Source organism: Rhizobium sp. YTUHZ044 (assembly GCF_051123975.1).
GTDB lineage: Bacteria > Pseudomonadota > Alphaproteobacteria > Rhizobiales > Rhizobiaceae > Rhizobium.
In genome coordinates this window covers 3171694-3184057 of the sequence record NZ_CP101426.1, presented here as the reverse complement: position 1 = coordinate 3184057, position 12364 = coordinate 3171694, and the positions used below count along the sequence as shown (strand labels likewise).

General features: G+C 62.1%; 10 protein-coding genes. 3 read left to right on the top strand and 7 right to left on the bottom strand.

Annotated features, from left to right (window positions below; translation table 11 throughout):
• Positions 1–4 precede the first annotated feature (4 nt).
• Together NL154_RS15860 and ureG are read left to right on the top strand one after the other, a co-directional pair.
• Positions 5–676 (top strand): urease accessory protein UreF, encoded by a 672-nt coding sequence (locus NL154_RS15860; RefSeq protein ID WP_434732948.1) that lies wholly within the window; start codon positions 5–7, stop codon positions 674–676.
• A gap of 89 nt (positions 677–765) precedes the next feature.
• Positions 766–1377 carry an urease accessory protein UreG gene (gene ureG, locus NL154_RS15855; protein ID WP_210630128.1) on the top strand — a complete coding sequence of 204 codons (612 nt, stop codon included), beginning with the start codon at positions 766–768 and terminating at the stop codon, positions 1375–1377.
• 86 nt (positions 1378–1463) lie between these two features.
• Here the strand turns inward: ureG and NL154_RS15850 are convergent, their stop codons facing one another.
• The 6 genes from NL154_RS15850 to NL154_RS15825 form a co-directional block, all read right to left on the bottom strand.
• Positions 1464–4784 (bottom strand): efflux RND transporter permease subunit, encoded by a 3321-nt coding sequence (locus tag NL154_RS15850; RefSeq protein WP_210630130.1) that lies wholly within the window; start codon positions 4782–4784, stop codon positions 1464–1466.
• A 12-nt stretch (positions 4785–4796) separates the two neighbouring features.
• A complete protein-coding gene (locus tag NL154_RS15845; protein WP_221156050.1) occupies positions 4797–5987 on the bottom strand; it encodes an efflux RND transporter periplasmic adaptor subunit in 1191 nt (396 codons plus the stop codon).
• 396 nt (positions 5988–6383) lie between these two features.
• Positions 6384–7355, bottom strand: coding sequence for an ABC transporter substrate-binding protein (locus tag NL154_RS15840; RefSeq protein ID WP_434732947.1), 972 nt, complete (start codon positions 7353–7355; stop codon positions 6384–6386).
• 58 nt (positions 7356–7413) lie between these two features.
• The gene (locus NL154_RS15835) at positions 7414–8541 is read right to left on the bottom strand and encodes an ABC transporter permease (protein ID WP_434732946.1); all 1128 of its coding nucleotides are present in this window, start codon (positions 8539–8541) and stop codon (positions 7414–7416) included.
• Entirely contained in the window at positions 8538–9467 is a 930-nt protein-coding gene (locus NL154_RS15830; RefSeq protein WP_210630136.1) for an ABC transporter permease, read from the bottom strand. Before NL154_RS15830 ends, NL154_RS15835 begins: the two co-directional genes overlap by 4 nt.
• 66 nt (positions 9468–9533) lie before the next feature.
• Complete coding sequence (locus tag NL154_RS15825) at positions 9534–10319, bottom strand: ABC transporter ATP-binding protein (protein WP_221164700.1); 786 nt, start codon at positions 10317–10319, stop codon at positions 9534–9536.
• A gap of 94 nt (positions 10320–10413) precedes the next feature.
• Between NL154_RS15825 and NL154_RS15820 the strand changes: the two genes are divergently transcribed.
• Positions 10414–10827: a cupin domain-containing protein gene (locus NL154_RS15820; protein WP_210630139.1), complete on the top strand. Its 414-nt coding sequence runs from the start codon at positions 10414–10416 to the stop codon at positions 10825–10827.
• 58 nt (positions 10828–10885) lie between these two features.
• On the opposite strand, the gene hydA is transcribed toward NL154_RS15820, so the two are convergent.
• Positions 10886–12340, bottom strand: a complete 1455-nt coding sequence (gene hydA, locus NL154_RS15815; protein WP_434732945.1) for a dihydropyrimidinase — start codon at positions 12338–12340, stop codon at positions 10886–10888.
• Positions 12341–12364: the final 24 nt, after the last annotated feature.

Sequence of the window (12364 nt, the reverse complement as noted above, 5' to 3'; positions counted from 1 at the left end):
CTCGATGAGCGAAGATCGTGAGTTACAGGCACTGCTGCGCCTGACGGCATGGCTTTCACCGGCCTTTCCGATCGGCAGTTTTGCTTATTCGGGCGGGTTGGAGCGGGCGGTGGCCGATGGGCTCGTCACCGGTGCGTCCTCGCTTGCGGACTGGGTCGTCACGCTGATCGGCCATGGCTCGGTCTGGAACGATGCGGTGCTTCTGGCAGAGAGCCACAGGTGCCAAGCGATCCTCGCGCGCCTTACGGAGGTTGCCGCACTCGCCGAGGCGCTTGCCGGATCGCGCGAGCGTCATCAGGAAACGATGCTGCTGGGCGAGGCCTTCCTCTTGGCGGCGCGAGCCTGGCCGGATGAAGTTTTCGAAAGGCTGCCCGGCAAGACCGCCTACCCCATCGCGGTCGGAGCGGTTGCGGGCGCCCATGGCATCAGACCGGAGAAGGTGCTCGCAGTCTTTCTGCATGCCTATGCCTCGCAGGCGATTTCAGCAGGCATCCGACTTGGCGTCGCCGGGCAGAAGGATGGCGTTGCCATACTTGCCGGGCTTGAAGAGCAGATTGCGGGGATCGCGCGGCGGGCGGCAGCCTCAACCCTCGACGATCTCGGTTCGGCGACGGTGCAGGCCGATATCGCCAGCCTGCGCCACGAAACCCAAACGACCAGACTTTTCCGCTCGTAACCTACCAAAATAATCCCGCAACTGCGCCATTTGACGGTGGCGCCTACCGGCGGCCTCGCTATCATCGCAATCCTATTGGAGTACGACATATGAAATCACGAAACGGACCTCTTCGCGTCGGCATCGGCGGGCCGGTCGGCTCGGGCAAGACGGCGCTGACGGAAAAGCTCTGCAAGGCGATGCGCGACGATTATTCCGTCGCTGTTGTCACCAACGACATCTATACGACCGAAGACGCCGAGGCGCTGGTGCGCATGCAGGCCCTGCCTTCGGAGCGCATCGTCGGCGTGGAGACGGGCGGCTGCCCGCACACCGCCATTCGCGAGGATGCGACGATCAATCTTCAGGCGATCGCGAGCCTCAACGAGCGCATTCCCGATCTCGACGTGGTCTTCATCGAATCCGGCGGAGACAACCTGGCGGCAACTTTTTCGCCGGATCTCGCCGATATCACCATCTATGTCATCTCCGTCTGCCAAGGCGAGGAAATCCCGCGCAAGGGCGGGCCAGGCATCACCCGCTCGGATCTGCTCGTCATCAACAAGAAGGATCTGGCACCCTATGTTGGCGCGGATCTGGAGGTGATGGACCGGGACGCTACCCGCATGCGCGCAAGCCGCCCCTTCGTCTTCTCCGACATGAAGCGCGGCGACGGCGTCAGCTCGATCGTCAGCTTCCTGAGGGAGCAGGGCGGGCTTTGAAGCTGCGCGACAGGCGATGTTGCGGAACGTCGAACTGAAACGGGCCGGGAAATTGCTCCCGGCCCGTTCTGTTTTTCGGATTTCGCTCATTCAGCCGCGAATGGCGGCAGGCGAAGCACATTGGTATCTTTGGCGCTCTTGCGCTTGCTTTCCGGCTTTTCGATCGCGGTCAGGCGCTCGTCCAGCGCATCGATATCGCTGCGGTTCTCGCGGGTCACGCGGGTAAGATCCTCGCGCGAGAGCGGCAGGTCTTCCTCGTCCTTCCTGCCGACCAGGCGTCCAAACATCCAGCCGAGCAGGCGGGACAGATCGTCCATGATCAGGAAGAAGGAAGGCACGACGACGAGCGAAAGCACCGTCGAGACGATGATGCCGCCGATCACGGCGATTGCCATCGGCGCGCGGAACGAGCCGCCTTCGCCGACGCCGAGCGCGGACGGCAGCATGCCTGCCGACATGGCAATCGAGGTCATGATGATCGGCCGGGCGCGTTTGCGGCCGGCTTCGACCATGGCTTCGACCCGCGTCATGCCCTGGTGGCGCATCTCGATCGCGAAATCGACGAGCAGGATGGCGTTCTTGGTGACGATACCCATCAGCATGAGAATGCCGATCATGACTGGCATGGACAGCGGATTGTTGGTGACGATCAGGCCCGCCGCGACGCCGCCGATCGCGAGCGGAAGCGAGAAGAGGATGGTGAAGGGCTGGATCACGTCCTTGAAGAGCAGGATCAGCACCGTCAGCACCAGCAGAAGGCCCATCAACATGGCGTTGACGAAGCTCTGCTGCATCTCGGTCTGCACCTTGGTGTCGCCGCTTTCGGCAAGATGCACCGTCGCCGGGATTTTGGCCGCGTTGACGATCTCACGGAAGCGGGCCGAGGCCGTGTCGAGCGCCACGCCCTGCGGCAGGTCGGAACCGATCGAGACGACGCGGTAGCGGTTATTGCGCTTGATCGAGCTTACGCCTTCCGAATAGTCGATATTGGCGACGCTGGAGAGCGGAACGGTGCCGCCGCTGGCGGTCTGGATCTTCAGTGCCCGGATGGCGGCAAGGTCGCGGCGCATGTCGAGCGCTGCCTGCACCCGGATCGGGATCTGGCGATCGTCGAGCGAGATCTTGGCTAGTGCCGCATCGACATCGCCGATGGTGGCGACGCGGATCGTCTCGGAGATCTGCTGCGGCGTGATGCCAAGGCGGGCGGCTTCATCCTTGCGCGGATACACCTGCAGTTCCGGACGGGGCAGGGCACCGTCGGCGCTGACATTGGCGAGCAACGGATCGGCGCGGAGTTTCGATTCCAGAATGCCGACGGCCTCGTTCAGGTCCTTCTCGTTTTTGGAGAGAAAGTTGAAGGAGAGGTCGCGTTCGCCGCGGTCGTTCAGCTTCAGGATATGGACATCGGGAATATCGCGCAGCTTGGCGAAGACTTCCTTCTCAATATCCCATTGCGGGCGCTCACGGCCGTGGACTTCCACCTTGGGCAGCATCGGCCCAATGACCGGAATCCGGCCGAGCACGTCGTTGACCACCTTCTTGACCAGCGACTGGTCGAGCTTGTGGAGTGCTAGCGTGATGGTCGCACGGCGCAGTTCGAGATCGCCCTTCGGGGATGCGCCGCCGAGAACGAAGACGCTCTCGACGCCGTTGATGTCCTTGACCCTGTCATAGATCGCATTGGTCGTCTTCTCGGTGTCGTCGAGCCGCGCATTGGGCGGTAGCTCGACGGAGAGAACGATGCGCGAGGCGTCTTCCGGCGGCAGGAAGCTGCCCGGAACCTTCATCAGCAGGAAAACCGAGCCAACGAGAAAGCCAATCGCCGCAAGCAAAGTCAGATATCGCGAATACTTATGCCCGGTCGTTCCCCGGATCAGGCGCGTATAACCCTTCATCAGCAGACTGTCATTGTCGTGATGGTCTTCCATCCCGTCTTCGGCGCGCATCAGATAGGCGGCCATCATCGGGGTGATCAAGCGCGCGACCAGCAAAGAGAAGAAGACGGAGAAAGCGACGGTCAGGCCGAACTGGATGAAGTACTGGCCCGGAATGCCCGGCATGAAGGAAACCGGCACGAAAACCGCGATGATGGTGAAGGTGGTGGCGATGACGGCGAGGCCGATTTCATCCGCCGCCTCGATCGCCGCCCGATAGGGCGTCTTGCCCATTTTGATATGGCGCGCGATGTTCTCGATTTCCACGATCGCGTCGTCGACCAGGATACCTGTCGCGAGCGTCAGGGCGAGGAAGCTGACGAGGTTCAGCGAGAAACCCATCATGTCCATGACCCAGAAGGTCGGGATTGCAGAGAGCGGCAGCGCGATGGCCGAGATCAGCGTCGCCCGCCAGTTTCGGAGGAACAGCAAAACGACGATGACGGCAAGCAGGGCGCCTTCCAGCAGCGTGTGGATGGCGGCTTCGTAGTTGCCGTAGGTGAAATAGACCGAATCGTCGATCATTTCGATCTTCACGTTCGGATTTTCGCTTCGGACCTTATCGAGGCTCTGCGCGACCGTTTCGGCGACGCTGACCTCGCTGGCGCCCTTCGAGCGGAAAACGCCGAAGGTAACAACAGGCGTATCGTTGAAGCGCGAAAAGGATTTCGGCTCCTCATAGGTGTCCTTGATCACGCCGAGATCGGACAGCTTGACGAAGCGTCCGCTCGGCAGCGCAATCGTCGTGTCGGCAAGTTCGGCGACGTTGCGGGCATCGCCCAGAACGCGGATCGCCTGTTCGCTGCCCGCCACCTGGCCGCGACCGGAGCCGAGATCGACATTGGTGCCGCGCAGCTGATCGTTCACGCTTGCGGCGGTGATGCCGTAAGCATCGAGCTTACCAGGCGCGAGTTCGATGCGCACTTCGCGCTCCGCGCCGCCGTAGCGGTCGACGCGGCCGATGCCGGCCTGGCCCTGCAGGGCGCGCTTGATCGTGTCGTCGACGAACCAGGAGAGTTCTTCCAGCGACATGTCGGGTGATGACACGGCGAAGGTCTGGATCGCCTGGCCCTCGACATCGACCTTGGTAACGATTGGTGCTTCGGCCGTCGCCGGCAGATCGCTGCGGATGCGGTCGATCGCGTCCTTGACGTCCTGTACGGCCTGTTCCGTCGGCACTTCCATCCGGAACATGACGTTTGTCTGCGAGCTGCCGTCGGTCACCGTCGACTGGATTTCGTCGATGCCGGTGATCGAGGCGATCGCATCTTCGATCTCCTTCGTCACCTGCATTTCCAGTTCGGCCGGCGAAGCGCCGCTTTGCGTGACGCTGATCGAGACGAGCGGTACGTCGATGTTCGGGAAGCGCGTGATCGGCAGCGTGTTGAAGGACTGAATGCCGATGAAGATCAGCAGGCAGAAGGCCAGCAGCGGCGCGATGGGATTTCGAATGGACCAGGCTGAAAAATTCATCGGATGGTCTCTTTAGTTGGAAGCGGAGGGCTGTTCACGCACCGGCGTGATGTGGTCGCCGTCGCGGACATAGGCGCCCGCCTTGGCAACGACCTCGTCGCCGCTCTTCAATCCATTGACGATCTCGACATAGGCGCCGTCCTGGATGCCGGTCTCGATCTTGGCGAATTTCACCACGCCGTCTTCGACCTTGCGGGCGGAGGAACCTTCGTTGCCGGTGAGCACCGCCGTCAAGGGAAGCGATACGCCCTCGGTTTGGCGGACGATGATCTCGGCGCTACCATACATGCCGGAACGCGCCTTGCTGTCATCGTCGATGGAGATATGGACGAGGCCGAGGCGGGTCACCGAATCGACGGTGGGTGAAACCAGGCGCACGGCGCCGGAAAGCTTTTCGCGGCTGCCGGAAAGCGATATCGTCGCCTTCTGGCCGGCCATGATCCTGACGATATCGCTTTCGGCGACTTCGGCAACGAGCTCGATATCGCCGTCGCGGATGATGGTGAACAGCGGATCCCCGTTGCCGGCGGCGATCGCGCCGACCTTGGCGTTCTTCGCAGAAACCACGCCGGCAACCGGCGTCTTAACGTCGGTGCGGGCGAGCTTCAGATCGGCGTCGGCGATCTGGCTGTCGAAGACCTTCAGATCGGCTTCGGCGACCTCGATCGCCTGTTCGGCGGAGACGACGCGGGCATTGGCGGCAGCGGCGGTTGCATCGGCCTGCTCGACCTGGGCGGTAGAAACGGTGCCCTTCTTGCCCATTTCCTGGGCGCGGGCCTGCTGCTGCCTTGCCTGTTCTGCATTGGCCTGCGCTTCGATGAGCTGGGCGCGCAGCTGGGCGAGGCTTGCCTCGCCCTTGGCCTTGGTCGCCATCATCTGGCTCTTCTCCAGGACCAGCGCGTCGTCGTTCAGCGTCGCCAGCGTGCTATCCGCCTGAACCTTGTCGCCGATATCGGCTTTCAGCGTGCGGATCGACAGTCCCTCGACCTGCGGCTGGATATAGACTTCCTCGACGGGCTTGACCGTTCCGGTGCCGATGACACGGTCGACAAGAGTGCGGTTCACAGCCGTGGTGACAACGATCGCCGGCAGGTTCTGCTGCGGCTTTGAGACCGGCGCCTCCTGCGAAAAGGCGGTGGATGCAGCCAGCGCCGCTGCAAAAAGGGTGGATGCGCCTAAAATTCCGGTCGGCTTGCGTGCCATGCGTTTTCGTCCAATCTCGTCAGAAGGCTAGCCGAATTCGCGCGTCTGCCATTGAGCTCGCGACCAGGCCACTGCCTTTCCTGCATTCTCAGGGGTATCCACACGTCTTTTGCCGTCTTCATCCCTCGCCGGCAAATCGGCTTCTAATTGGTATCGATTTGCTCGATATGCAAGCCCGGCAGAAAACAATTCCCCATGAGCTGATATTAATTACCATCAGAACTTGAATCAATCACCGAAGGGTTATGCGAACATGACGATGATTGATCCTGCCTCTATCCAATGACGTTTGACGCCCGATAAATGCGACAGCTGCACGGTGTTTTTTCATCAAGCGGGAAAAATATCAAACGCGCGGAAATATTCTCCGCGCGTTTGCCTCAAATGTGGCCGTCCTTACTTGGATGCGGCGTCGGTGATGTCGTGCGTCCAGGCGCCCGACGGTTCCTTGCTGATGATCTTCTGGTCGAGCAGCGCTTTGGCGGTGCGGGCATAGAGCGCCTCGTCCAGCTTGCCGGAGCCGTCGCCGACGAGCTTGGCGACTTCGCCCATCATGCGCTTCTGATGGTTTTCGTCCTGGCCGCCATTGTCCACGACGATCTCTGCCGCCTCGTCCGGGTTCGCGGTCGCATATTTCCAGCCCTTCATCGAGGCGCGGACGAACTTGACCATCTTCTCCTTGAACGCCGGGTCCTTCAGCTTGTCTTCCATGGCGTAGAGGCCGTCCTCGAGAAGGTCGTTGCCCATTTGCGTATAGTTGAAGACCGTCAATTCCTCCGGCTTAAAGCCGGCATCGATCGCCTGCCAATATTCATTATAGGTCATGACGGAGATGCAATCGGCCTGCTTCTGGACGAGCGGCTGCACGTCGAAGCTCTGCTTCAGCACGGTGACGCCGTTCGGGCCGCCTTCGGTGGAAAGACCCAGCTTGTTCATCCAGGCGAAGAAGGGGTATTCGTTGCCGAAGAACCAGACGCCGAGCGTATGGCCCTTGAAGTCGGCCTCGGTCTTGACCGGGCCGTCCTTACGGCAGATCATTTCCAGGCCGGACTTCTGATAGGGCTGGGCGATGTTGACCAGCGGAACGCCCTTTTCGCGGGCAACCAACGCGCCGCCCATCCAGTCGACGATGACATCGGCGCCGCCACCGGCGATCACCTGCTCAGGCGCGATATCGGGACCACCCGGCTTGATGTCGACGTCGAGGCCTTCCTCCTTGTAGAAACCCTTCTCCTGGGCGACGTAATAACCGGCGAACTGGCTCTGTGTGACCCATTTCAGCTGCAGAACCACCTTGTCGGCGGCCATAGCATGGGCCGCTGCAAGCGACATGGCGCTCGCCATCATTGCAACCATCAATTTTTTCATTTTCTTGTCCTTACCCTCTGAAGTTATGCCCGGACCCCATTTGCGAGGCCGCGCGCGCCTAGCCACCACGGATAGACGGATGCCAGAACGTCACCGCCCGTTCGGTCAGGGCGATGATGCCATAGAAGATCGAGCCGGCCAGCGCCGCGACGGCGATTTCCGCCCAGACCATGTCGACATTCATGCGGCCGATCTCGGTCGAGATGCGGAAGCCCATGCCGACGATCGGCGTCCCGAAGAATTCCGCAACGATGGCACCAATCAGCGCCAGCGTCGAGTTGATCTTCAGTGCGTTGAAAATGAAGGGCATCGCCGCCGGAAGCTTGAGCTTGAGCAACGTCTGCCAGTCGCTCGATGCGTAGGTGCGCATCAGGTCGCGCTCCATGCTGCCGGAGGCGGAAAGGCCCGCTACGGTGTTCACCAGCATTGGGAAGAAGGTCATGACGATGACGACGGCGGCTTTCGACGGCCAGTCGAAGCCGAACCACATGACCATGACCGGAGCGATGCCGATGATCGGCAGGGCCGACACCATGTTGCCGATCGGCAGCAGGCCGCGGCGCAGGAAGGCGATGCGGTCGGCCAGCACCGCGACGACGAAGCCGCTCAGGCAGCCAACGATATAACCGATCAAGACCGCCTTGAAGATCGTCTGTCTGACGTCGTCGCCGAGGATGGGCAGAGAGGCCATGATGCGGGCGCCGATGGCGCTCGGCGGCGGCAACAGGATGAACGGTATGCCGGCGCCGCGCGTGCTCGCTTCCCAGAGGATGAGAATCCAGGCGCCGAAAATCGCCGGAATCAGCAGTTCGAGCACCGATGCACCGAAGGCGGCGGCAGACGGCACTTTCGAAAGCTCCGTGACGCATCGCCAGGCGAGCAGCCAGGCAGAGAAGAGCAGCAGGAAGTAAGCCCGCGTTGCCGTGCCCTCGTTGCCGGAAAGTGCCGCAAGCAGCAGCCAGGCGGCGCCATGCGCGCCGATGAAAAGCACGGTGGCGCGATAGGCCGGTGGCTGCGGTGCAAAGGACAGGAGAGCGGCCGAAGCGATGACGATGAAGATGAGGCTCGCGGTGCCGTCGGTCAGGGGACGGGCTGCACCGTCGGACAGAAGCGGCAAGGTCGCCAGCGCCGTGACGCAGAGAAGAAGAGCGGCCGTGCCTTGCCAGGAGAAGGTCAGGCGCCTCATGCCGGCCTCCCGCCCATGGCGCGGTCGACGATCTTCGCCGCCAGGCCGACAATCGCGACCAGAACGCCGGCAAGCAGCGAGCCGGCGACCAGCGCCGCCCAGATGTCAATTGTCTGGCTGTAATAGGAGCCGGCGAGCAGCTTCGAACCAATACCGGCAACCGCGCCCGTCGGCAGCTCACCGACGATGGCGCCGACGAGGCTTGCTGCGATCGCGACCTTCATCGAGGTGAAAAGAAACGGGATCGAGGCAGGGACGCGCAGTTTCCAAAAGGTCTGCATCGGACTGGCATTATAGGTGCGCATCAGGTCAAGATAGAGGATTTCGGGTGACCGCAGCCCCTTCACCATGCCGACGGCGACGGGAAAGAAGGAGAGGTAGGTGGAGATCAGCGCCTTGGAGACGAGACGGGAGGCGTCGGAATCGAGGTTCAGCAGATGCGCCAGCGCATTATCGCCTGTGAGCACGTTGTAGGAGATGATGACGATCATCGGCGCGATGGCGAGGATCGGTATCGTCTGGCTGGCCACGAGCCAGGGCATCAGCGAGCGGTCCATGGCGCGGTTGTGCACGATCAGCACGGCGAGAAGAATGCCGAGCAGCATGCCGAAACCGAAGCCGAGCAGGGTGGAGGAGAGCGTTATCCAGCTGTGATAGACGAGGCTGCGGCTGCTCGAAAGGCTGCGCAGGAAAGTGTTCTCATAGACATTCTGCGCCACCTGATGCGGCGCCGGCAGGATCGGCTTTGGCTGCGCCAGCGTCTTGCCGATGAATTCCATCGTGGTCGGCGTGACGCCGGCGCGGCTGTCCATGTCACGCTGGAACGGCGCATTCATGAGAATGGCGGCGACATACCAGATGGCGATCAGGCCGAGCAGGATCGTGGTGACAGGAACGATCTTGTTTTTGAAGGTGTCTGGTTTCACAGCGACTGCCTCCATCTGTTGGCGTCGAGTGCGGAGCCACCCCCCTCTGCCCTTGAGATCAACGCTCTAAACCTCATGGCTATGCCCCGTCCTCAGCCCCTCGCGGACACGATGGGCGATTTCCAGGAATTCGGGGGTGTCGCGGATGTCGAGCGGGCGTTCGGCCGGCAGGGTGGAGTCGATCACGTCGGTCACGCGGCCGGGGCGCGGCGACATCACCACGATCTTGGTCGAGAGGTAGACCGCCTCGGGGATCGAGTGGGTGACGAAGCAGATCGTCTTGTTGGTGCGGGCCCAAAGCTTCAATAGCTCTTCGTTCAGATGGTCGCGGACGATCTCGTCGAGCGCACCGAAGGGTTCGTCCATCAACAGCAGGTCGGCGTCGAAGGCGAGCGCGCGGGCGATCGAGGCGCGCTGCTGCATGCCGCCGGAAAGCTGCCAGGGGAATTTCTTTTCGAAGCCGGAAAGGCTGACGAGGTCGAGCGCCTCGGCGATGCGCCGCGTGCGATCAGCGCCACCATAACCCATGATCTCCAGCGGCAGGGCGATGTTGTTTTCGATCGTGCGCCAGGGATAGAGCGCCGGCGCCTGGAAGACATAGCCGTAGGCACGGGCCCTGCGCGCCTCCTCGGGCGTCATGCCGTTGATCGAGATCTCGCCTGATGTGCTCTTTTCGAGATCGGCGATGACCCGCAGGAAGGTCGTCTTTCCGCAGCCGGACGGGCCGATGAAAGAGACGAAATCGCCCTTGCGGACATCGAGATTGACATCGCTCAGCGCCCGAACGGGGCCGTCATTCGCTTGATAGGTGAGACAGAGATCCTTGGCGGATACGACCGAGGGTGCTTGCATCAATGCGACCGATCTTGTTTTCCCCGCGGGACCGCGGTTTGCGTGTTACCATCACCGCAGGCTCTGCCGGCGGCACAATTTACGGAGTAAGAAGATGGATGCGACATCAAAACCCACCTGCCACATCGTTCGTCCCAAGCACGCCTATGACGGCAAGCAGGGGCTCAGCTATTTCGAAGGGATAGCGGCCGAGACCGTCGGCGCCACGGGCATCTGCATGCACCTCCTGACGATCCCGCCCGGCGTGCGTGCCAAGGCGCACCTGCACGAGGCGCATGAGACGGCGATCTACGTGCTCTCCGGCGAGGCTCATACCTGGTACGGTGACCAACTGGAGCATCACGTCGTCACCCATGCCGGCGAGCTCTTCTACATCCCGGCCGGCGTGCCGCATATGCCTGCGAACCTCAGCAGCACGCCCTGCACGGCGGTCATCGCCCGCACCGATCCGCACGAGCAGGAAAGCGTCGTGCTTCTGCCGGAGCTGGACGCGTTGGTGCCGGCGTGAGGTCATCCGCATGGAGGCGTCGTTCCCCAGATGATGGCCGTATCGTTATGCTCCATCGTCACACGCCGGTTGCCGGGATGCCGCTGCGTTCCACCTTGCGCGGGGAGGTGATCTCCTTCCAGGTGGACAGCGCTTTGCTGACGGCTGTCACCGGTTCGCGTCTGACGAACTCGCCGTGGCCCTCGCGGGTCTTGATCGTGTTTTCCTCGATCGCGACGACGCCGCGCGTCAGCGTATAGCGCGGCAGGCCGGTTACTTCCTTGCCTTCGAAGACGTTGTAGTCGATCGCCGACTGCTGGCTCTTGGACGAGATAACCTTCGAACGGTTCGGGTCCCAGACGACGATATCGGCATCGGCGCCGACGAGTATCGCGCCCTTCTTCGGATAGATATTGAGAATCTTGGCGACGTTGGTCGAGGTGACGGCGACGAATTCGTTCATCGTCAGGCGGCCGGTGTTGACGCCGTGCGTCCAGAGCATAGGCATTCGGTCTTCAAGGCCGCCGGTGCCGTTCGGGATCTTGGTGAAGTCGCCGACGCCGAAACGTTTTTGCGCCGTCGTGAAAGCGCAGTGGTCGGTTGCGACCACCTGCAACGAACCGGAGGCAAGTCCGGCCCAGAGCGAGTCCTGATGCTGCTTGCTGCGGAAGGGCGGCGACATGACGCGGCGGGCGGCATGGTCCCAATCGGGGTTGGCATATTCGCTCTCGTCGAGCGTCAGGTGCTGGATCAGCGGTTCGCCATAGACGCGCATGCCCTTGGCGCGCGCCCGGCGGATCGCCTCGTGCGCCTGTTCGCAGGAGGTGTGGACGATATAAACCGGGCAGCCGGCCATGTCGGCGATCATGATGGCGCGGTTGGTGGCCTCGCCCTCGACTTCGGCGGGACGGGAATAGGCATGCGCCTCGGGGCCGTTATTGCCTTCGGCGAGCAGCTTTGCCGACATCGAGGCGACGACGTCGCCGTTTTCGGCATGCACCAGCGGCAGCGCGCCAAGTTCGGCGCAGCGCTGGAAGGAGGCGAACATCTCGTCATCGTCGACCATCAGCGCGCCCTTGTAGGCCATGAAGTGCTTGAAGGTATTGATGCCCTTGTCGCGGACGATGGTCTCCATCTCCTTGAAGACCTGCTCGCTCCACCAGGTGACGGCCATGTGGAAGGAATAGTCGCAATTGGCCCGCGTCGATTTGTTGTCCCACATGGTCAGCGCTTCGAGCAGCGACTGGCCAGGGGCGGGAAGGGCGAAATCGACGACCATGGTCGTGCCGCCGGAAAGCGCCGCACGCGTGCCGCTCTCGAAATCGTCGGAGGAATAGGTGCCCATGAAGGGCATTTCGAGATGGGTATGCGGATCGATGCCGCCGGGCATGACGTAACAGCCCGTGGCATCCAGGCTCTCTTCACCTGAGAGGTTCGGGCCGATCTCGATGATCTTGCCGCCGTCGATCTTGACGTCAGCCTTGTAGGTGAGGTCGGCCGTGACGATGGTGCCGTTCTTGATGACTGTGGTCATGGCTGCTGTTCCTTCTCCCTGCGG

Excerpts from the sequence above, each read along its gene's own strand:
- NL154_RS15860 (WP_434732948.1), top strand. The coding sequence starts at position 5 with ATGAGCGAAGATCGTGAGTTACAGGCACTGCTGCGCCTGACGGCATGG.
- NL154_RS15845 (WP_221156050.1), bottom strand. The coding sequence starts at position 5,987 with ATGGCACGCAAGCCGACCGGAATTTTAGGCGCATCCACCCTTTTTGCA.
- NL154_RS15835 (WP_434732946.1), bottom strand. The coding sequence starts at position 8,541 with ATGAGGCGCCTGACCTTCTCCTGGCAAGGCACGGCCGCTCTTCTTCTC.
- NL154_RS15850 (WP_210630130.1), bottom strand. The coding sequence starts at position 4,784 with ATGAATTTTTCAGCCTGGTCCATTCGAAATCCCATCGCGCCGCTGCTG.
- NL154_RS15825 (WP_221164700.1), bottom strand. The coding sequence starts at position 10,319 with ATGCAAGCACCCTCGGTCGTATCCGCCAAGGATCTCTGTCTCACCTAT.
- hydA (WP_434732945.1), bottom strand. The coding sequence starts at position 12,340 with ATGACCACAGTCATCAAGAACGGCACCATCGTCACGGCCGACCTCACC.
- NL154_RS15840 (WP_434732947.1), bottom strand. The coding sequence starts at position 7,355 with ATGAAAAAATTGATGGTTGCAATGATGGCGAGCGCCATGTCGCTTGCA.
- ureG (WP_210630128.1), top strand. The coding sequence starts at position 766 with ATGAAATCACGAAACGGACCTCTTCGCGTCGGCATCGGCGGGCCGGTC.
- NL154_RS15820 (WP_210630139.1), top strand. The coding sequence starts at position 10,414 with ATGGATGCGACATCAAAACCCACCTGCCACATCGTTCGTCCCAAGCAC.